We start from the raw sequence: 20,405 nt of genomic DNA on the forward strand, positions 1-20,405 counted from the left end.
GGAGCCTTCCATGTCACTTCGCAAAGATGGCCGGCTCTCGCGCCGGGAGTTGGTGAGGGCGATGTCTCTGTGCGCCGCGGGCTCGACGGTGTTGGGGCCGCTGTTGACTGGATGCCGCGAGGCGCTCGATACGCCCGATTCGCTGGGGCAGCGTGGCGGCGCCCGTCGGGCACGGCTCGACGGTAAGCCCCGCTTCCTCATCGTCGTGGGGGCGGCGGGCGGCGCCTCCATCATCGACAGCTTCCTGGCGGTCCGGGCGTCGGAGGCGGGGCCGGATGCGGCGCGGCTCAACACGTTCGCGGATGGTCAGGTGCAGAGCGTGCTGGACTCGCCTTTCAGGGCGGTTCAGGTGAGCAGTCCGCGGCTTGGAAACATCCCCGTGCCGGTGAGGACGGACCAGCTGCCTTTCGTGACGAAGCACAAGGCGTCGATGCTGGTGGCGACGTCGGTGGGGACATCGGTCAACCACGTCATCGCGCAGAAGCGGAGCCTGACGGGGAACTCGGCGTGGCGGGGAAGGACGCTTCAGGAGTGCGTGGCCTTGCAGTACGGCGCGGGCTTTCCCATCCCCAACGTGAACATGGGCATGGGCGGGTACGCGGAGCGGGGGACGGACACCTCCCTGCCCGCGCACTGCTACGGCGAGGTGGTGACGAATGCGTCGCTGTGGCCCCTGGGGCTCGACGGGCGCAAGGGGCTCAAGGACGTGCCGCCGGAAGACGTGGTGGCCCTGGCGCGCCAGACGCGGAACGCGCTCGATGCGAGGTCCGTCTTCGGCCAGACGTTCGAGAACGCGCCCGCGCTCCGGCGGTGGAATGAACAGCGCATCGTTGGGCAGCCCGCGCTGGAGATGAAGGACCTCATCAACCGCCTCAGCGTGCTGCCGGACGCGCCGCCGCGGATTCCCCTGTCCGAGTTCGGCCTGTCCAGCTCCCCGGACGGAGCGCGCCTTCGCGCGGCCTTTCCGGACTACTTCACGGACCCGGTGGAGGGCCAGGCGGCGCTGGCCTTCCTGCTGCTCAAGTACCGGGTGTCGGTGACGGTGACGCTGGGGCCTTCGTTCAACGTAGCGGTGGGCGGAGAGACTGGCATTGCCAACCCGCCTCTGGCGTTCGACTTCAGCCACAACGACCACCGGACCGGGCAAGCCTTCATGTGGGCGCGCGTCCTGGGCGTGGTGGACCGGCTCATCGGCCTGCTCAAGGAGGAGCCGTTCGACGAAGCGTCCGGTGAGAGTCTCTGGGACCGCACGCTCATCTATGTCGCCACTGAGTTCGGCCGCACACGGCCCCGTGCATTGAATGCCACCGAGTTCGGCACCGGGCATGACCTCAATAATGGCTTCCTGATGCTCTCACCCATGCTCCGGGGCAACACGGTGCTGGGGGGAATCGACTCGCGCACGACGTTGACCTACGGCTTCGACCCGCGCACGGGAGCGCCCGCCCAGGGGAAGCTGGCGTCGAACGAGGCGGACATCTTCTCCGGCATCCTGACGGCCATGGGCGTCGATACATCCGGCAGTGGGCTGCCCGATGCGAGCGGATTCCTGCCCACGTGACGGCACGCGCGGCTCAGCGCGCGGGGCACGTCAGCCCCGGCTCCGGCGCACCGCGGTCCTGGAGCTGCATCAGGCAACGAAGGGCGTCGGGGTCCGCGGAGTCAGCCAGGTACGTGCGGCGCCACAGCATCGCGGCCACTCTCCGGGGAAGCTGGGGATCCGGCGCCACCAGGGCCCGGCGGACGCCGTTACCTCCGCGAGGCGCTGCCGCTGCCGCGGCTTCGAGCTTTGCCACTTCGTCAGGACAGCCGTCCGGGCAGTTGTAGAGGAACACCGCGTGCCCGTGCTCCAGGTTGTGGACATAGAGGCAAGGGGCCACGGGCTCGGAGGAGACCCCGCACGGAGCCACGTTTCCGCAGTGGAGGCCGGAGTTGGGCGGATTCTCCCCGTTGCCGCACCCTTCACTCGAACAGCTGTCGAGGTGGTGCGAAGGGCTCGGCTCCGACAGCGGAAAGCTGAATCGCTCACACGCGTCGCCATCGTCGGAAGTGGTGTCGCCGCAGCCGGTGAGCGCGAGGAGCGTGAGGAGGGGGAGGAGAGGACGGGGCATCACGGCCGCGTCATACCGCATCAGCCCGGGAATGCGCCTCGCCGCTCCACGTCGATGTCGCGTAGGCCCTTGAAGCCCAGGCGGGCGGTGAAGCGGAGGAATTCCTCTCGGGACAGGCTGCCCCCGGTCGCGTTCGGAGAAAGCACGTCGAGGTCCACCTTCACGCGGCTGCGCACAGCGAAGTCCACGCGGCCCGGCAGGTAGCCCGCATTGGCGGCGATGATGATGTGCTCCGGGAGCCGCTGGGCCCAGCGCACCGCGACCTGCGGATGCACCTGGGCCTCCGAACTGAACAGCAGCAGCGCGACGGGGCTGGCGATGCGCGGCGGCGTCTTCGAGCACCGCAGCACCTCACGCTGCACCTCCAGCCGGCAGTCATGCAGCGTATCGACGCCGGGGACATTTCCCCGGGTGATGTCCGTGGCGCTTCCCGCCCGGAGGAGGACCTCCAGCGCCACCGGTGCCGCGAACCGGGAGGACCGCCGGGCCGCGTTCAGCAGGGCCACGGATTCCGTCACGGCGGTGCGTCCGGCTCGGCGGAGCGCGTCCTTGAGGAACGGGATGGGGGCATCCACGCCCTGATCCGCCACGGTGCCTAGAACGGCCAGCCATTCCAGTGGGCCCGGTACCACGTGGGGTGACACGAGCGCGTAGGCGAGCAGGCTGCAACTGACCGCGGGCTCCAGGTCCCTCGCGGAAAGCACCATTGAACCAGAAGCCCTGGCCGCCTCTGCCTGCGGGGCAATGACGAGCGTGGGGACGGCCGGGGAGACGCTAGGGGCGCCCCTTGGCGCCGGCATCAGACCTTCTGGAGGCCCGGCATGCGAGCGGCCCTGGCCGCCAGCTTCGAGCGTCCCGGGCGCGGGGGACGTCTCGGCGGAGGCTCCGGGGTGGTGGGCCTCCTCAGCCGTGGCACGCGGCGGTCCGGGCTTCGAGCCACGTTCGAGCACCACCAACGCATCGGGTGGCGGCGCGCGCAGGCGCTCCTGAAACGACGGCGAGTACGCATGCTCGCCCTTGCCTGGCACCCGCGCCGTCACGCGCGCCCCCACGGCCTGGAGCGCTCGGATTACCAGCGCCGCCGCGGCGAGCCCGTCCACACCGGGGTGGGGCGCCACCACCACGCGGCGGCCCTTCAACTCCGTCAGGAAGCGGCGAGCATCCTCCAGGGCCTCTTCCTCGGCGGGCCAGCGAGGGTCCTTCATATGTCCGAGCAACATGAGGCGAAGGTGTAACGCCGCCGGGTGACATGAGAGGTCGGGCACGGACCGCCCGCACGCTACCCGGCCGGACGGAGTCGGGACGGGGGAGCGTGGGTTGTCGCGGGTCGTCACCGGACGCGAACCAGGCGTGTCGCGCCGCATCGGCGGAGTACGCTCTTCGCGACAGTGCGGGGGCGCTACGGGAGGGAGACCACCCAGTTTCGGAGTGTCATCAGTCGCGGGTTCTTCTACGGTCCGCAGCCATGAACCGGAAACGTCCCCTGAATTCCCTCCTGCGTGTGGCCGCGGCCATGGCGCTGCCCGCCTTCCTGGGGTGTGCCCAGGATTCGCAAGTGACGCGCGAGGCGCCCACGCCCGCCGAGTCTCCCGCCGCCGCGTCGCAGCCCACGCCGGAAGAGGCGAAGGCCTTCGCGGAGAAGGTGAACGCGGACCTCAAGCGCCTGTGGACGAAGCAGGCCACCGCGGAGTGGATCAAGTCCACGTACATCACCGATGACACCGAGCAGAACGCCGCCTTCGCCAACGAAGAGGTGCTGGCCTACGTCAACGGCGCCATCAAGGAGGCACGGCGCTTCGAGGGCCTGACGTTGGACGCGGACACCGCGCGCATTCTGCACCTGCTCAAGGTGTCCCAGGCGCTGCCGGCGCCGTCGGACGCGGAGAGGCGGTCCGAGCTGGCCGCCACGGCGGCGAAGCTGGAGGGCCTCTACGGCAAGGGCAAGTACTGTGGGCCGGACGGGAAGGGGAAGTGCCGCGACCTGGAGGTGCTGTCCGACGTCATCGCGGAGAGCCGCAACTACGACGAGTTGCTGGACGCGTGGCAGGGCTGGCACTCCGTGGCCCGTCCCATGCGGCCGATGTACGAGCGGCTGGTGTCCCTCTCCAACGAGGGCGCGAAGGACATCGGCTTCAACGACCTGGGCACGCTGTGGCGCTCCGCGTACGACATGCCTCCGGCCGAGTTCGAGGTCGAGGCCCAGCGCCTGTGGGGCCAGGTGAAGCCGCTCTATGACGACCTGCACTGCTACGTGCGCGGCCGTCTGGCGAAGCAGTACGGCGCCGACAAGGTGCCCGATGGCAAGCCGATTCCCGCGCACCTGCTGGGCAACATGTGGGCGCAGGAGTGGAACAACATCTACCCGCTGGTGGAGCCCTTCCCCGGGCAGGCCAGCCTGGATGTGGACTCGGCGCTGAAGCAGCAGAAGTATGACGCGCTGCGCATGGTGAAGCTGGGTGAGAAGTTCTTCACCTCGCTGGGCCTCAAGGAGCTGCCGCAGAGCTTCTTCGAGCGCTCGCAGTTCACCAAGCCCGTGGGGCGCGATGTCGTCTGCCACGCCAGCGCCTGGGACGTGAACTTCAGCAACGACCTGCGCGTCAAGATGTGCATCAAGCCCACGGAGGAGGACCTCGTCACCATCCACCACGAGCTGGGCCACAACTACTACTTCACGTACTACTACCAGCTCCCGGTGCTCTATCAGGCCGGCGCGAACGACGGCTTCCACGAGGCCATTGGTGACGCGCTCACGCTGTCCATCACCCCGGGCTACCTGCAGCAGGCGGGGTTGCTGAAGGCGGTTCCGAAGAACGAGAAGAACCTCATCAACCTGCAGATGAAGGACGCGCTGGAGAAGATTGCCTTCCTGCCGTTCGGTCTGCTCGTGGACCAGTGGCGCTGGGAGGTGTTCTCCGGCCGCGTGCAGCCGGCGGACTACAACAAGTCCTGGTGGACGCTGCGAGAGAAGTACCAGGGCGTCGCCGCGCCGGTGGCCCGTTCGGAGCAGGACTTCGACCCGGGGGCCAAGTACCACGTGCCCGCAAACGTTCCATATACGCGGTATTTCCTGGCGCGCATCCTCCAGTTCCAGTTCCACAAGGCGCTCTGCGAGGCGTCCGGCTACAAGGGCGCCCTCCACGAGTGCTCCATCTATGGGAACAAGGAGGCCGGCAAGCGGCTCCAGGCCATGTTGGAGCTGGGTGCGAGCAAGCCGTGGCCCGACGCGCTCCAGGCCATGACGGGAACCCGGCAGATGGATGCCACGCCGCTGCTCGACTACTTCAGCCCGCTGCGCACCTGGCTCCAGGCGCAGAACAAGGGCCAGAAGTGCGGTTGGTGACGGTCTGGAGTAGACGCGCCGGGCGGCCACGCTTAAATTGCGGCCGTCTAGGCGGGTTCGCTCGTAGGACCGGACGGCGGATATTCGCGTCCGTGACGAAAGAAGAAGAGAGCAAATGGCTACTGGTACCGTGAAGTGGTTCAACGATGCGAAGGGTTTCGGCTTCCTCACCCAGGACGGTGGTGGTGAGGACGTGTTCTGCCACCACACCGCCATCAACATGGATGGCTTCCGCACCCTCCAGGAGGGCCAGAAGGTGGAGTTCGAAGTGACCCGCGGCCCCAAGGGCCTGCAGGCCCAGAACGTCCGCGCGGCCTGAGCCGAGCGTCGTTCGAACTGCTTCTGTTGCATCATGAGGGTCCGGCCCCACGGGGTCGGGCCCTTCGTGCTTTCTGGAGAGCGCTCCGTGCCTTTGTCGACGAAGTTCCGCCGCTCACGCGTCTGTCTGTTGCCCGTTCTCGCCGCGCTGGGTTGCTCCACCACGCCAGCCGTGCCGTCGAGCACGGGCACGGCCGCCCTCCCTGCCGGGTCGTCCAAGGCACCACCCCCCGTCAACGTCCCGGAGAAGGAGCCCACCGCCATGACGTCCACGTTCGACGCCGCGGCCCTGAAGGCGGAGCTCGTGGCGCGGCACGGCGAGGCGCAGCGGGGCCGCATCGAGCGGGGCGTGGATCAGGTGGTGGCGATGTGGCGGCCGGAGGACGGAGACCTCGCGGCGTTCGCACGTGAACAGTTCCTGTCGGACCCGAAGGCGCTCGACGCGACCTTCCAACGGCTGGAGCGGCTGTTCGAGCAGCTCGACGGGCACCTGTACGAAATCGGGCGCGAGCTCCAGTGGTACACCGACCTGGACCTGGGGCCGTTGCTGCCAGTGGAGCCCCTGGTGGCGGCGTATGATCCGGCCGCCCACGTCACCACGGACCTGTTCCGCGCGCGCGTGGGCTTCGTGGTGTTGCTCAACTTCCCGCTCACCACGTTGGCGGAGCGCGTGGAGCAGGGGCCGTCATGGACGCGGCGGCAGTGGGCCGAGACGCGGCTGGCCGGGCGCTTCAACCAGCGCGTCCCCGCGGAGATTGAACAGGCGTCCTCGCGCGCCATCGCCGCGGCCAACCTGTACATCGCCGAATACAACATCTGGATGCATCACCTGGTGGATGCGCAGGGACGGCGCCCCTTCCCGAAGGGGCTGCGGCTCATCAGCCACTGGAACCTTCGTGACGAGCTGAAGGGGGACTACTCCGACGCGGTGACGGGCGCGCTGAAGCAGCGGATGATCGTCCAGGTGATGGAGCGCATCATCACGCAGACGATTCCCGCAGCCGTCATCGACAACCCGCGGCTGGATTGGGACCCCTTCACCAACACCGTCACGGTGGCGCCGTCGGAGACGGTGGAGGCGGATGCGCCCGCACGCACGACGAAGCCGGATGCGTCGCCGGAGCCGGACACGCGCTACACGCACCTGCTGGCCACCTTCCAGGCGGCGCGTCAGGCGGACCCCTACGTGCCGGTGGCGCCCACGCGAATCGCCCGGAGCTTCGAGCTGGGCCGCGAGCTGCCGGAAGCGCGCGTCCGGTCGCTGTTGACGCAGGTGCTGGAGTCACCGCTGGTGCCGCGCGTGGCGAAGGAGATTGAAGCGCGCCTGGGCCGGAAGCTGGAGCCGCAGGACCTCTGGTATTCGGGCTTCAATCCGGGCGGCAAGCGGCCGGAGTCCGACCTGGATGCGCTGACGCGCAAGCGCTACCCCACGGCGGAGGCGTTCGCGAAGGACCTGCCGCGCATCCTCCAGGGCATGGGCTTCACGAAGGCGAAGGCCGTGTGGCTGGCGGAGCGCATTCGCGTGGACGCGTCGCGCGGTGCGGGGCACGCACAGCCGGCACTTCGGCGAGGCGACTTCCCCCGGCTGCGCACGCGCGTGGAGAAGGGGGGCATGGACTACAAGGGCTACAACATCGCGGTGCACGAGCTGGGGCACAACGTGGAGCAGGTATTCAGCCTCTACGGAGTGGACCACACGCTGCTCGCGGGGGTGCCCAACAACGCCTTCACGGAGGCGCTGGCCTTCGTGTTCCAGTCGCGCGACCTGGAGTTGCTCGGGCTGGGCAAGCCGGACGCGGCGAGCGAGCGGGAGCGGGTGCTCGGCGAGCTGTGGCAGACGTGGGAGCGCGCGGGCATCGCGCTGGTGGACATGTCGGTGTGGCACTGGATGTACGCGCACCCGGACGCCACGCCGGCCCAGCTTCGCGAGGCGGTGGTGGGCATTTCTCGCGACGTGTGGAACCAGTACTTCGCGCCGGTGCTGGGAGGGGAGGGGAGTTCGCTGCTGGCCGTCTACAGCCACATGATCAGCTACCCGCTCTACCTGTCCGACTATCCGCTGGGCCACCTCATCGCGTTCCAGATCGAAGAGCACCTGAAGCGCAAGGGACCGCTGGGCGCCGAGTTCGAACGCATGGCCACCTACGGTTCGGTGACGCCGGACCAGTGGATGATTCATGCGACCGGGGCCCCGGTGAGCGCGGAGCCATTGCTCCGCGCCGCCGAGGCCGCCCTGAGTCGCTGACCTACGGCTGCCGGGACGTGTCGCCGGGGATGTCGATGAGCTCGACGTCGAAGGTGAGGACGGCGTTGGGCGGAATGCGCGAGCCGGAGGGCGGCCGCTCGCCGTAGGCGGTGTTGCCGGGGCAGGTGAGCTTCGCCTTGCCGCCCACCTTCATCTTCGCCACGCCCTGCGTCCAGCAGGGGATGACGCCGTTGAGCGGGAACTCAACGGGGATTCCGCGGCGGGCGGAGGTGTCGAAGATGGTGCCGTCCACCAGCCGGCCCTCGTAGTGGACCTTGACGGTGTCGACGGCGCGCGGGCTGCGGCCGGTTCCCGCCTGGACCTGCTTGTAGACGACGCCGGAGGGAAGCACCTCCGCGCCGGGCTCCTTCGCGGCGCGCTCCAGCGCGGCCTTGCCCGCAAGCGCCTGCCGGCTCTTTGCGAAGGCCTGAATCCGCTGCGCCTGCTCCTTCGGGTCGATGTCGGACGTCTTTCCACCGAGTCCGTCGGCCAGGCCCTGTTGCAGCACCTTCAGCTCCTCGGGCGACAGCGCGAAGAGGGACAAATCACGGCCAATGGAGAGGCCGAGCGTGTAGAGGGTCTGCTGGTCTTCCTCGGACAGCGCAGCGGGCGCCGCCGGCGCGGCGGCCGGAGGAGTCGCCGGTGCGGCCTTGGCCGCGGGCTTCTTCGCCGACTTCGAGTCCTGCGCCTGGGCGCCCGTCGCGCCGAGCGCGAACACCAGGGCCGCCGTCCACATCGATCGCATGCATCCACCTTTCATGAGAACCGGCGCACTATAGAGCGTGGCCGCGCGCCCGGAAGACACAAGCCCGCGCGAAGAATTCACCGAGGAAGCACAGCGAGCGCGCGAGGCCTCCGCGCGCCGTCCGTTTTCTTGCGAGTTCAGCGCGCGCCTCTACCCTGCATCCAGGTTGCTTCACCCCCGGAGCAACCTGTTGCACCACCTGACCGGAGGCGAAGAAGCCATGAGCGACAAGCGGAAGAACAAGCGGGCGCCCCTCGACATCTACCTGAACAAGTACATGGGTGGCGTGCCGTACATGTCGCGGGCCGCGGACATCAGCCAGGAAGGGCTGAGCCTCGCCCGGCTGCTCGAGCCTCAGCACGAGGCCAAGCGCATCGGTCTCCAGTTCCAGCTCCCGGGCTCGGAGGAGATCATCTACGCCGAGGGTGAAGTGGTCCGTGAGTGGGCCGAGCTGGGGGCCAAGCGCGAGCGCTCTGGTGTGCGCTTCACGCTGCTCACCGACCGTCACCGCAAGATGATCGACGCCTACGTCGACCGTCACGGCAACGAGAACTGACGCATACCCGCCGTGCCGCAGGGGCCTGCCTTGACTTCCCCGGAAGCAGGCCCGTTGAATGGGAAGCCATTCTGCCCTGACACGACCCGCGACGTCGGACGAGGGGCTGGAGGATTTCCCGTGAGGCACTCGCTGTGGGGGATATTGCTGGCCGTGCCACTGACCGCGTCTGGCCAGGGCAAGGAAGCGAAGGCCCCGAAGCCCACCGTCGCCGCCGTGAAAACGGCACCGGGGGCACCGGGCGTCAATTGGGAAGGGCAGGTGCTGCGGGCCACGGGAGCGGGTGCTCCCGACCTGAAGGCCTCCAACCCCGGACAGGCCCGGCTGGGCGCCGAGCGGACCGCCAAGCAGTCCGCCATCCAGAATCTCATGGACCAGGCCGGGCGCCTTCACATCAGCGCGGGCCGCACCGTGGCGGACGAACTGGCCCGCGAAGAAGTCCGCAAGCGGGTGGAGGCCGCGATGGGCGGCTACAAGGTCGTCGCCCGGCGGTTCTTCTCCGACAGTGGCGTGGAGATTGACGTGGAGGTGCCGCTATCGGCCCTCACCGCGTCGTTGTTCTCGCCGCCCGCCGCGGACACCGTCATCGCCGTCAACGGCGCGGGCGCGAAGAAGTACACGGGGCTGGTGGTGGATGCGCGAGGGCTCGGTGTGCAGCCCGTGCTGGCGCCCCGCCTGCTGGATGACAGCGGCAAGGCGCTGTACGGCGCGGCGGCGCTAGCCAACGAACGCCGTGCTGCGACAGCCGTGGCCGCGTGGTTCCAGAGCCTGGATGCGGCGAAGAAGGCCTCGCTGGTGGGGGACAAGCCCCTGGTGGTGAAGGCCACGGGTTCCAAGGGTTCCGACCTGGTGCTCGCCTCGGAGGACGCGAAGGCGCTCGTCGAGGCCAACACGCGCTTCCTGGCCGAGGGCCGGGTCGTGATTGTCACGCAGTGACTACGAGGTCCTCGGCGAGCTGATGCGGAAGCTTTTGCTGTTGGTGATGGTGTCCACGTTCGCTGGGTGTGCGAAGCGTCAGGAGCCCGAGTCCCTGCTCAAGGCCCGCGAGCTGATGGCGGAAGCCCAGAACTCCAGCGGCAACCTGGCCCTGCTCTGCGAACCCGTGGACGCGGAGGTGTACCTGGATGGCGTCTGGCAGGGGCTCTGCAGCGACTTCTCGGGTTCCCCCAAGGCGCTGCGAGTGGGCAGCGGCCTGCACGAGATTGAAGTGAAGAAGCAGGGGTACTGGCCCTATACGACGTACTTCGAGCCCAGCCGGGCCCGAGCGCGGCTGACCATCCAGCTTCGCGCCTCTGGGCCGAAGGCCGGCGGTTCGGAGTGACGCCGGGCCGGGTGTAAAGCGAGCGGGCTTCCACGAAAGCCCGTTTCCTGTGCTTTCGTGAAGTGCAATCAGGACATGACGCCGCCGTAGCTGGGACTGAAGAGGAGAGCGCCATCGGACGACGCAGGAAAGGTCATTCCCCCGCCGCCGTGAAACCCGCCGCCGCTGCCGTGCCGCCGTCGGCACGGCCTGCCCCCGTGCTTCACGAGGTGCCGCCGCCGCGGGGACAGGGCAAGTCCGCGGCCGAGACCGCCCGTGTGCAAGTCGCCGAACCCGTGGCGGTGGCCGAGACCGCCCTGTCCGAGACGGACGCCCGGCGCATCGACCTGTGGTGGTCGGCGGTGATGGTAGGCTCGCTGGGGCTGGTGTTCGCGCTGCTCTCCGTCTTTGGCGGTGTGGCGGTGCCAGTGCTGCTCGCGCTGTCGGGCGCGTACATCTTCAACCCCATCGTCACCGAGCTGGAGAAGCGGCGGCTGGACCGCACGTGGGGGACGACGCTCGTCTTCGCGGCGGGGACGCTGATGTTGGTGGGCGCGGTGCTGTACCTCATCCCGGTGTTCCGGGAGGAGGCGTCGAAGCTGCCGGATTTCTTCAACCGCGCGAGCACCCAGGTGGTGCCGAAGGTGGAAGGGCTGGTGGGGCATTCGTTGCCGGACCTGGTGCGCCAGCGCACCACCGAGCTGGGAAAGCAAGCGTCAGAGCTGGTCCAGAGCGCGGGGCCGGCGGCGGCGCGCATCCTGGCGAGCTTCGCGGGCAACACGGCGCGGCTGGTGGTGACGTTGCTGGGCCTGTCGGTGGTGCCGGTGCTGGCCTTCTTCTTCCTGCAGGACTACCCCCGGCTGATGGGCATGGTGAAGGACCTGCTGCCCCGGCGCGCGGTCGGGCTGGTGAGCCGGCGCTTCGCGGAGGTGGACGAGGTGCTCTCCGCCTTCGTGCGCGGCCAGCTCATCGTGGGCGGCGTGCTGTCGGTCATCTATGCGGCGGGCCTGTCAGCGGCGCGCATCGACATGGCCATCGTCATTGGTGTGATTGCCGGCTTCGGCAACATGGTGCCGTACCTGGGCACGGGCGTGGGCATCGTGCTGTCGCTGGTGGGGCTCATGCTGTCGTGGCAGGGGCCGTGGCAGTTGGCGGCGGTGGCGGCCACCTTCGTCATCGGGCAGATGCTGGAGGGCTTCGTCATCACCCCGCGAATCGTGGGGGAGAAGGTCGGGCTGGCGCCGGTGGCGATCATCCTGGCCATCCTCGCCTTCGGTGAGCTGTTCGGCTTCGTGGGCATCCTGCTGGCGGTGCCGGTGGCGGCCATCCTCAAGGTGGTCCTGAGCGTGGTGGTGGAGCGCTACCGCCGGACGCGGCTCTACACGGGGGAGCCCAAGTCGCCGTGACGAAGCTGGAGGCGCTGCACAAGGAGATCACCAGCTGCCGGGCCTGTCCCCGGCTGGTGGAGTGGCGGGAGGAGGTGGCGCGGGTGAAGCGCCGCGCCTACCGCGACTGGAACTACTGGGGCCTGCCCGTCCCCGGCTTCGGTGACCCCAAGGCCCGGCTCATCATCGTCGGGCTGGCGCCGGCGGCCCATGGGGCGAACCGGACGGGGCGGATGTTCACCGGGGACCGGTCGGGCGACTTCCTCTATGCCGGGCTGCACCGCGCGGGCTTCGCGAATCAGGCCCTCAGCGAGCACCGGGATGACGGGCTCCGGCTGAAGGACGCCTTCATCGTGTCGGCGGCGCGCTGTGCTCCGCCCGACAACAAGCCCCTCCCAGAGGAGCTGGCCCGCTGCGCGCCGTTCCTGGATCGCGAGCTGGCGCTGCTACCGGGCCGGGTGATGCTCGCGCTGGGGGCCATCGGCTGGAACGCCGCGCTCGTGGCCCTGGCGCGGCAGGGGATGGAGGTTCCGTCGCCTCGGCCTGCGTTCGGGCATGGGGCGGAGCTGCCCCTGCCGGGCGGCCGGACGCTGCTGGGCTGCTACCACGTCAGCCAGCAGAACACGCAGACGGGGCGGCTGACCCCGGCGATGTTCGACGCCGTCATGTCCCGGGTCCACGCGCTGCTGGAAACGTCGAATCCGAAGGCGCGCGGGAAGAGTTGAAGAAGCCTTCTGTGTTTGCTTGACAGTTGGGGGAGCCCGCTGTTATTCCCCGCGCCACCGAAGCGGCTGCAACGGGTCGTTAGCTCAGCGGTAGAGCACTACCTTGACACGGTAGGGGTCAGTGGTTCGATCCCACTACGACCCATCATCAAAGAGTGACTTCAGCGGGCGGCACGGCTTTAAAAGAGCCTGCCGCCCGTTTTTTTTCCGAGGTTCGTATGTCCGACATCATCACGGTGACGCTCCCCGACGGCTCGCAGAAGCAGACGGCCCGGGGTACCACCATCGCGGACTTCGTGCGGGAGAGCATCGGTCCCGGCCTGGCGAAGGCCGCCCTCTTCGCGCGCGTGAATGGCCAGGACATGGACCTGGCCCGCAAGCTGGACGAGGACGTGAAGCTGCAGATCTTCACGCCCAAGAGCCCCGAGTCCCTGGAGTTGATCCGCCATGACGCCGCCCACGTGGTGGCCAGCGCGGTGCAGAAGCTCTTCCCGGGCACGCAGGTGACCATCGGTCCCGCGACGGAGGAGGGCTTCTATTACGACTTCTTCCGCGAGAAGCCCTTCACGCCCGAGGACCTGGAGAAGATCGAGGCCGAGGCGAACGCCGAGCTGAAGCGGGACATGGCCTTCGTCCGCACCGAAATCTCCATGGACGAGGCCGTGCGCCTGTTCGAGGAGAAGGGCGAGAAGTTCAAGGTCGAGATCGTCAAGGACATCGCGGCCAAGGGCGCCAAGACGCTGACGCTCTACACACACGGTGACTGGGTGGACTTCTGCCTGGGGCCCCACGCGCCCAGTACGGGGAAGATCGGCATCATCAAGATCCTCTCCTCCAGCGGCGCGTACTGGCGCGGTGACCACCGCAACCCGATGCTCCAGCGCGTTTACGGCACGGCCTTCTTCGACAAGAAGCAGCTGGCGGAGTACCTGACGCGCATCGAGGAGTCGAAGAAGCGCGACCACCGCAAGCTGGGCAAGGAGCTGGACCTCTTCCACTTCCACCCGTACTCGCCGGGCTCCGCCTTCTGGACCCCGAAGGGCACCACGCTCTACACCACGCTGTCGAACTGGATGCGTCAGCTGACGCAGAACGACGGCTACGTGGAGATCAAGACGCCCCTGATGTTCAACAAGGGGTTGTGGGAGACCAGCGGCCACTGGGGCAAGTACAAGGAGAACATGTTCCTCGTGCTCGACAGCGAGTCGGGGGAGCATGACTTCTCGCTCAAGCCGATGAACTGCCCGTCGCACCACCTGTTCTACGGCTTCAAGAAGCACAGCTACCGCGACCTGCCGCTGCGCTACCACACGCAGGACGTGCTGCACCGCAACGAGGCGGCGGGCTCCCTGGGCGGCCTCACGCGCGTGCGCCAATTCGCGCAGGATGACGCGCACATCTACTGCACGGAGGCGCAGATCACCGACGAGGTGCGGCGCTTCGTGAAGCTGCTGGACCACGTCTACAAGGCGGTGGGCCTCACCTACGCGGTGAAGCTGTCCACGCGGCCCGAGCAGCGTCTGGGCGATGACTCCCTGTGGGACCGGGCCGAGGGCGGCCTCAAGGCGGCGCTAGAGTCGTTGGGCCTCGAGTACGAACTGGCCCCGGGTGACGGCGCGTTCTACGGCCCGAAGATCGACTTCGCGGTGTCGGACAGCATCGGCCGCCGGTGGCAGCTGGGCACCATGCAACTGGACTATCTGGCGCCCGAGCGCTTCGACCTGACCTACGTGGGCGAGGACAACGCCGAGCACCGCCCCGTGGTGCTCCACCGCGCCATCTTCGGTTCGTTCGAGCGCTTCACGGCCATCCTCATCGAGCACTTCGCCGGCGCCTTCCCGGCCTGGCTGGCCCCCATCCAGGCGGTGCTGGTGACGGTGGCGGATCGGCAGAACGACTACGCCCGGAAGGTTCGGGACTCCTTGAGGGCGAAGGGTTACCGGGTGGAGTTCGACGAGCGCGGCCTGTCGATGAACGCCAAGATCCGCGAGGCCCAGCTCCAGAAGGTGCCGTTCACCCTGGTGGTGGGCGACAACGAGGTGTCGGGCGAGGGCGTGTCGCCGCGGCGGTACGGCGGCGAGGACCTCAAGACGATGAAGGTGACGGACTTCGAGGCCCTGCTGGCGAAGGAAGCGGCCCTGCCGTGATCGGGAGGTCAGGACGCCTGGCAGCTTGCTGACGGGCCTTGACTCCCTGTTGCACCTAAGTATCTTGACGCACTTTCGAGGGGAACCTGCCCAAGTTCCCCAATTTTCGAGAGTTCTCGCACCTGCCGCTCAAGTCCAACGGCACGGGGCATGGAAGGATCAGGACGATGCCGAAGTTGAAGACCCGCAGCAGCGCGAAGAAGCGCTTTGAAGTGAAGAAGAGCGGCAAGGTCAAGCACGGCAAGGCCTTCGCGAAGCACCTCTTCACGTTCTCGAAGACGCCGAAGTCCAAGCGCAGCGGCCGCGGCACCGGCCATCTTCGCGACATGGACGCGAAGAAGGTCATCAAGGAGATGTTCCCCTACGGGGGCTGATTTCGCGGTTCTGAAGTCAGGGATTACGTGGCCTCGTTGGAGCGGCGGTAAGCCTGCGCCGGGGGGCTTCTCAACTACGCAGTCCGAAGTGAGGCAGTCATGCGCGTGAAGAAGGGTGTAAAGGCTCGTCGTCGTCGTAATAGGATTTTGAAGCTGGCCAAGGGTTTCCGCGGCCGTCGGAAGAACTGCTACAAGCGCGCCAACCAGGCGGTTGAGCGGGCGCTGGACTACGCCAGCCGCGACCGCATGCAGCGCAAGCGGGACTTCCGTCGCCTGTGGATCGTCCGCATCAACGCGGCCGCCCGCACGGTGGGCCTCTCCTATTCGAAGCTGATCGCGGGCCTCGCGAAGGCGAAGATCGGCCTGGACCGCAAGGTTCTGTCCGACATGGCCATCGCGGATCCGTCGGGTTTTGCGGCCGTCGCCAACATCGCGAAGGCGGCCTGAGACACATCCAGCTCGCAAGGCTGGAGACAGAACGGGTGGGGTGGTGGGCTGACGCTGGCCACCCTTTCCGGATGTTTGAACGGGCTGCCTCTTCGGGGCGGCCCTTTTTTTTGCCTCGGCGCCAAGGGCGCGCGGGGAACTGGAACGGAGGCGGAAGTCCATGCGGGATCGGTTGCTGGCGCTCGCGGAGTCCGCGAGGCGGGAGATTGGCGGCGCGTCGGAGCTGTCCGCGGTGGAAGCACTGCGGGTCCGCTACCTGGGCAAGAAGGGCGAGCTGTCCGGCGTGCTGGGCGGTATGGGCAAGCTGCCCCCGGACGAGCGGCGCTCGCTGGGCGAGGTGGCCAACAGCGTGAAGGCGGAGCTGGAGAAGCTGCTCGCCGAGGCCGTGGAGCGCGCCGAGGCGGCCGCGCTGGAGGCCCAGCTTCAGGGCCCGGGCCTGGACGTGACGCTGCCGGGACGCGGCGTGGCGCTGGGCAGCCGGCACCCCGTGTCGCGGACGATGGAGGAGATTGTCCGGACCTTCTCACGGCTCGGCTTCGACGTGGCCAGCGGCCCGGAGATCGAGCTGGATTACTTCAACTTCGAGGCGCTGAACCTGCCGAAGGACCACCCCGCGCGGGACATGCAGGACACCTTCTACGTGGACGAGGCCACGCTGGGCCACGCGAAGAAGGCGGACAGCTCGGCGCTGCTGCGCACGCACACGTCCCCGGTGCAGGTCCGGTACATGCTCAACCGCAAGCCGCCCATCCGCGCGGTGATGCCGGGCCGGGTGTACCGGCGCGACTCGGACATCACTCACACGCCAATGTTCCACCAGGTGGAAGGCCTGCTGGTGGACAAGGGCGTGACGTTCGCCGAGCTGAAGGGCTCGTTGGCGGCGTTCGTGACGGCGTTCTTCGGTTCGGACACGCGCACGCGCTTCCGCCCGTCCTTCTTCCCCTTCACGGAGCCCTCCGCGGAGGTGGACATCACCTGCACGAACTGCGGTGGGAAGGGCTGCCGCATCTGCAAGCAGACCGGGTGGTTGGAGGTGCTGGGCAGCGGCATGGTGCACCCGAACGTCTTCACCTCGGCCGGGTATGACCCGAACGAGGTGACGGGCTACGCGTTCGGCATGGGCGTGGAGCGCATCGCCATGCTGCGCTACCGCATCGACGACCTGCGGATGATGTTCGAGAACGACGCGCGCTTCCTCGAGCAGTTCTGAGATTCCAGGGGGCCTCTCGTGGGCCCCCGTGTTCCAGCCGATTGAAGAAGAGGGTGGACCTGTGAAGATTTCGGTGAAGTGGCTGGGCGATTACGTGGCGCTGCCTCCGTCCGTGGACGAGCTGGCGCGCAAGCTGACCGCCGCGGGCCTGGAGATTGAGGGAATGGAGCGCCCCGCGGAAGCCCTTCGCGGCGTGGTGGTGGCGCAAATCAAGGAGTCCGTGCAGCACCCCAACGCGGACAAGCTGTCCGTCACGCAGGTGGACATCGGCGGGACGGCGCTGCTCCAGGTGGTGTGCGGCGCGAAGAACTTCAAGGTGGGCGACAAGGTGCCGCTGGCCACCGTGGGCGCGAAGCTGCCCAACGGCATGGACATCAAGCAGGCGGCCCTGCGCGGCGTGGACAGCTTCGGCATGCTCTGTTCGTCCAAGGAGCTGGGCCTGAGCGAGGAGTCCAGCGGCCTGCTCATCCTCCCGGTCGATACGCGCGTGGGCACGCCCATCGCGGAGGCCGTGGGGCTGGATGACGTGGTGCTGGAGGTGAACGTCACGCCGAACCGTCCGGACGCGCTCAGCCACCTGGGCGTGGCGCGTGAGGTGAGCGTGGTGACGGGCTCCGCGCTGAAGGTGCCCCAGCCGAAGCCTGCGGAGTCGGGCACTCCCGCCGCCGAGCAGGTGAAGGTGCGCGTGGAGGCCCCGGACCGCTGCCCGCGCTACGTGGCGCGCGTGGTGGAGAACGTGAGGATTGGCCCGTCTCCGCAGTGGATGCAGGACCGGCTGAAGGCGGCCGGGGTGCGCGCCATCAACAACGTGGTGGACGTCACCAACTATGTGAACCTGGAGTACGGGCAGCCGCTGCACGCCTTCGACCTGGAGAAGCTGGCCGGGCAGGAGATTGTCGTCCGCACGGCGACGCGCGGCGAAAAGCTCAAGACGCTGGACGGCAAGGACCGCGTCCTGGACGTGGATGACCTGGTCATCGCGGACAAGGACCGGGCGCAGGCCATCGCCGGTGTCATGGGCGGCGGCGACAGCGAGGTGACCGAGAGCACCAAGCGGCTGGTGCTGGAGTCGGCGAACTTCCAGGGCTCCACGGTGCGGCGCTCGTCGAAGCGGCACGGGCTGCACACGGAGGCGTCGCATCGCTTCGAGCGCGGCGCGGACATGGACGCGGTGGTGCCTGCGATTGACCGGGCGGCGCAGCTGATCGCGGAGCTGGCGGGGGGCACTGTGGCTCCTGGCCGCGTGGACGTGTACCCGGCGCCGAAGCCGCCTCGAAAGGTGACGCTGCGCTTCGCTCGGGTGGGGCAGGTGCTGGGCGTGTCCGTGGCGGAGCAGGAGGTCCGTCGCATCCTGGAGGCTCTGGGCTTCAAGGCGGTGGAGGAGGGGACGGGGCAGGCGACGTACGAGGTGCCCCGGGCCCGCGTGGACGTGGAGCGCGAGGAGGACCTGCTGGAGGAGGTCGCGCGCATCTATGGCTACGACAACATCCCTGCGACGCTGCCGCGGGGACTCGCCACGCTGGCCCCAGAGCCCGCGCATGCCGAGGCCGAGCGCCGCATGCGTCAGGCGCTGGCCGGGGCGGGCTTCGACGAGGTGGTGAACTACTCGTTCGTCGCGCCGCGAAGCCTGGAGGTGCTGGGGGGGGCGGAGAAGCCGGTGGCGCTGCTCAACCCGCTGAGCACGGAGCAGTCGGTGATGCGCACCAGCCTGCTGCCGGGTCTGCTGGAGAACCTGTCCCGCAGCGTGCGGCACCAGGTGGAGGCGGTGGCCATCTACGAGACGGGCCGGGCCTACTTCCAGGAGGCGGAAGGCGGGCAGGGGCAGCGTCCGGCGGCCCGCGAGGTGCCTCGCGTGGCGGGCCTGGTGTGGGGCCTGCGCGGGGGCGGCCGGAACTGGACGCACAAGGATGCCCGCGCGGACTTCTACGACGCGAAGGCGGCCGTGGAAGGACTGCTGGGTGCACTCCGCGTGGAGGGCGTGACGTACGTGCCTACGGGGTCGGCGGCGTACCACCCGAAGGCCGTGGCGCAGGTGAAGACTGCGGACGGCACGGTGCTGGGCCACGTGGGCGAGGTGCACCCACGGGTGGTGAAGGCGCTGGGACTGCCGGACGGGGTGTTCGTCTTCGAGTTGGATACGGAGCCGCTGTACGCAGCCTCGAAGCTGGTGCCGGCGTACCGGTCGCTGCCGCGTTTCCCGGCGGTGCTTCGGGACCTGGCGGTGGTGGTGCCGCTGGAGTTGCCCAACGACGAGGTGCGTCGGGTGATCCTGGAGGTGGGCAAGCCGCTGGTGGAGGACGCTCAGGTGTTCGACGTGTACACCGGTGAGCAGATCCCCCAGGGGCGGAAGAACCTGGCGTACGCGCTGCGCTATCGCTCGTCCGAGCGGACGCTGACCGACGTGGAGGTCAACGAGGCGCACCAGCGCATCGTGGACGAGGTGAAGCAGCGACTGGGAGCTGCCTTGCGCGCCTGAATTCCTGAATGAAGTCAGAGGGTTGACACGTCTTCGGGAAGGCTGCAACAGTGCCCGGCGTTCAGCCCCGAGGGCTTCCCGAGGATTCGCATGACGAAGGCGGACATCATCGAGGGTGTCTACGAGAAGGTCGGCTTCTCGAAGAAGGAGTCAGCCGAGATCGTGGAGCTCGTGTTCGACACGCTCAAGGAAACCTTGGAGCGCGGGGACAAGATCAAGATCTCCGGGTTCGGCAACTTCCAGGTGCGCCAGAAGAAGGCGCGCGTGGGCCGCAACCCGCAGACGGGCAAGGAGATCGAGATCTCGGCGCGCCGGGTGCTGACCTTCCGGCCGAGCCAGGTGCTGAAGAGCGCCCTGAACGGCGAGGCGCCGCCTGAGGATCATGCGGAGATCGACGCCCGGGAGGAGGCCGCCGCTGACGCGGCCGAGGCCCGTGGCGAGGACTTCGACGAAGAGGGAATGGAGGACATGGAAGGGTGAGTTTTTTGGACGGTGCCCTGCTGCTCTTGCTTGACCTGAACGTCATGTGGGGGCATAAGGGCGCACCCTTTCACGGCAGCAGCAGTGCCGGGGCGTAGCGCAGCCTGGTAGCGCACTTGCTTGGGGTGCAAGTGGTCGCAGGTTCAAATCCTGTCGCCCCGACCATCGAAGGCCCTGGAGTTCTTGGCGAAAGCTGAGGATTCCAGGGCCTTTGTTTTTGTGCTTTCGGGAGGATGGCGAACTGCCGTCCGCGTGGCTGGCCCAGTGTTGGTATCAAGCAGGAGTTCAGCGGTGCCCAGGCCCGCGGCCCCGAGCGCAGGCAGGTTACAGCCCTCGCGCAGTTTCTCTGCGTCGAGTCGCTCATAGAGCCACGGATGATACCTCGATCCGGATGTGCAACATCGAGGCCACCAGGACCACTGGCTGGTTGATACGCCAGGGGACGTCTGCGGTGCTCGGCGTCCATCCTTCTAGGGGCCCAGTAGCGCCGCGCACGCTAGCCACGGTCGCGTTCCCGTCGATGCCAGTCCATAGGGGGCGCGCTGG

The 20,405-nt window shown here is 68.1% G+C and carries 18 protein-coding genes and 2 tRNA genes; 17 read left to right on the forward strand and 3 right to left on the reverse strand.

What is annotated here, in order from left to right; translation table 11 throughout:
• Positions 1–10: 10 nt before the first annotated feature.
• Positions 11–1,561 carry a DUF1501 domain-containing protein gene (locus tag BHS09_RS17980; RefSeq protein ID WP_140791610.1) on the forward strand — a complete coding sequence of 517 codons (1,551 nt, stop codon included), beginning with the start codon at positions 11–13 and terminating at the stop codon, positions 1,559–1,561.
• A gap of 13 nt (positions 1,562–1,574) precedes the next feature.
• Here the strand turns inward: BHS09_RS17980 and BHS09_RS17985 are convergent, their stop codons facing one another.
• Both BHS09_RS17985 and BHS09_RS17990 read right to left on the reverse strand, forming a co-directional pair.
• Positions 1,575–2,132: a DUF3105 domain-containing protein gene (locus BHS09_RS17985; RefSeq protein ID WP_140791612.1), complete on the reverse strand. Its 558-nt coding sequence runs from the start codon at positions 2,130–2,132 to the stop codon at positions 1,575–1,577.
• Positions 2,132–3,316: a hypothetical protein gene (locus BHS09_RS17990; RefSeq protein ID WP_174260155.1), complete on the reverse strand. Its 1,185-nt coding sequence runs from the start codon at positions 3,314–3,316 to the stop codon at positions 2,132–2,134. Before BHS09_RS17990 ends, BHS09_RS17985 begins: the two co-directional genes overlap by 1 nt.
• 260 nt (positions 3,317–3,576) lie before the next feature.
• On the opposite strand from BHS09_RS17990, the gene BHS09_RS17995 reads away from it, so the two are divergent.
• The 3 genes from BHS09_RS17995 (at position 3,577) to BHS09_RS18005 (ending at position 8,014) form a co-directional block, all read left to right on the forward strand.
• Positions 3,577–5,451 carry a M2 family metallopeptidase gene (locus tag BHS09_RS17995; RefSeq protein WP_140791616.1) on the forward strand — a complete coding sequence of 625 codons (1,875 nt, stop codon included), beginning with the start codon at positions 3,577–3,579 and terminating at the stop codon, positions 5,449–5,451.
• A 115-nt stretch (positions 5,452–5,566) separates the two neighbouring features.
• Positions 5,567–5,770, forward strand: coding sequence for a cold-shock protein (locus BHS09_RS18000; RefSeq protein WP_011553608.1), 204 nt, complete (start codon positions 5,567–5,569; stop codon positions 5,768–5,770).
• A gap of 33 nt (positions 5,771–5,803) precedes the next feature.
• Positions 5,804–8,014: a hypothetical protein gene (locus BHS09_RS18005; protein ID WP_140791618.1), complete on the forward strand. Its 2,211-nt coding sequence runs from the start codon at positions 5,804–5,806 to the stop codon at positions 8,012–8,014.
• Position 8,015: 1 nt separating this feature from the next.
• Here BHS09_RS18005 and BHS09_RS18010 read toward each other — a convergent pair whose 3' ends face one another.
• Positions 8,016–8,759, reverse strand: coding sequence for an FKBP-type peptidyl-prolyl cis-trans isomerase (locus tag BHS09_RS18010; RefSeq protein WP_237078372.1), 744 nt, complete (start codon positions 8,757–8,759; stop codon positions 8,016–8,018).
• Positions 8,760–8,979: 220 nt separating this feature from the next.
• On the opposite strand from BHS09_RS18010, the gene BHS09_RS18015 reads away from it, so the two are divergent.
• From BHS09_RS18015 to BHS09_RS18075, 13 genes are all read left to right on the forward strand, one after another.
• Positions 8,980–9,315, forward strand: a complete 336-nt coding sequence (locus tag BHS09_RS18015; protein ID WP_171410519.1) for a PilZ domain-containing protein — start codon at positions 8,980–8,982, stop codon at positions 9,313–9,315.
• Positions 9,316–9,435: 120 nt separating this feature from the next.
• Positions 9,436–10,251 carry a hypothetical protein gene (locus tag BHS09_RS18020; protein WP_237078373.1) on the forward strand — a complete coding sequence of 272 codons (816 nt, stop codon included), beginning with the start codon at positions 9,436–9,438 and terminating at the stop codon, positions 10,249–10,251.
• A gap of 22 nt (positions 10,252–10,273) precedes the next feature.
• Entirely contained in the window at positions 10,274–10,636 is a 363-nt protein-coding gene (locus BHS09_RS18025) for a PEGA domain-containing protein (RefSeq protein ID WP_140791624.1), read from the forward strand.
• Positions 10,637–10,845: 209 nt separating this feature from the next.
• Positions 10,846–12,021, forward strand: coding sequence for an AI-2E family transporter (locus BHS09_RS18030; RefSeq protein ID WP_140796498.1), 1,176 nt, complete (start codon positions 10,846–10,848; stop codon positions 12,019–12,021).
• Positions 12,018–12,725: a uracil-DNA glycosylase gene (locus BHS09_RS18035; RefSeq protein WP_140791626.1), complete on the forward strand. Its 708-nt coding sequence runs from the start codon at positions 12,018–12,020 to the stop codon at positions 12,723–12,725. Before BHS09_RS18030 ends, BHS09_RS18035 begins: the two co-directional genes overlap by 4 nt.
• Before the next feature lie 73 nt (positions 12,726–12,798).
• Positions 12,799–12,870 (forward strand) — tRNA-Val (locus BHS09_RS18040).
• Between the two features lie 73 nt (positions 12,871–12,943).
• On the forward strand, positions 12,944–14,872 hold the full coding sequence (gene thrS / locus BHS09_RS18045) for a threonine--tRNA ligase (RefSeq protein ID WP_011553616.1): 1,929 nt from the start codon (positions 12,944–12,946) through the stop codon (positions 14,870–14,872).
• Positions 14,873–15,039: 167 nt separating this feature from the next.
• On the forward strand, positions 15,040–15,246 hold the full coding sequence (gene rpmI, locus BHS09_RS18050; protein ID WP_140791628.1) for a 50S ribosomal protein L35: 207 nt from the start codon (positions 15,040–15,042) through the stop codon (positions 15,244–15,246).
• A 99-nt stretch (positions 15,247–15,345) separates the two neighbouring features.
• A complete protein-coding gene (gene rplT / locus BHS09_RS18055; RefSeq protein ID WP_013940187.1) occupies positions 15,346–15,693 on the forward strand; it encodes a 50S ribosomal protein L20 in 348 nt (115 codons plus the stop codon).
• Positions 15,694–15,853: 160 nt separating this feature from the next.
• Positions 15,854–16,903: a phenylalanine--tRNA ligase subunit alpha gene (pheS, locus tag BHS09_RS18060; protein WP_140791630.1), complete on the forward strand. Its 1,050-nt coding sequence runs from the start codon at positions 15,854–15,856 to the stop codon at positions 16,901–16,903.
• A 61-nt stretch (positions 16,904–16,964) separates the two neighbouring features.
• On the forward strand, positions 16,965–19,379 hold the full coding sequence (pheT, locus tag BHS09_RS18065; protein ID WP_174258818.1) for a phenylalanine--tRNA ligase subunit beta: 2,415 nt from the start codon (positions 16,965–16,967) through the stop codon (positions 19,377–19,379).
• A gap of 90 nt (positions 19,380–19,469) precedes the next feature.
• The gene (locus tag BHS09_RS18070) at positions 19,470–19,859 is read left to right on the forward strand and encodes an integration host factor subunit alpha (RefSeq protein ID WP_002639669.1); all 390 of its coding nucleotides are present in this window, start codon (positions 19,470–19,472) and stop codon (positions 19,857–19,859) included.
• Between the two features lie 88 nt (positions 19,860–19,947).
• Positions 19,948–20,024 (forward strand) — tRNA-Pro (locus tag BHS09_RS18075).
• Positions 20,025–20,405: the final 381 nt, after the last annotated feature.

Source organism: Myxococcus xanthus, assembly GCF_006402735.1.
Lineage (GTDB): Bacteria > Myxococcota > Myxococcia > Myxococcales > Myxococcaceae > Myxococcus > Myxococcus xanthus_A.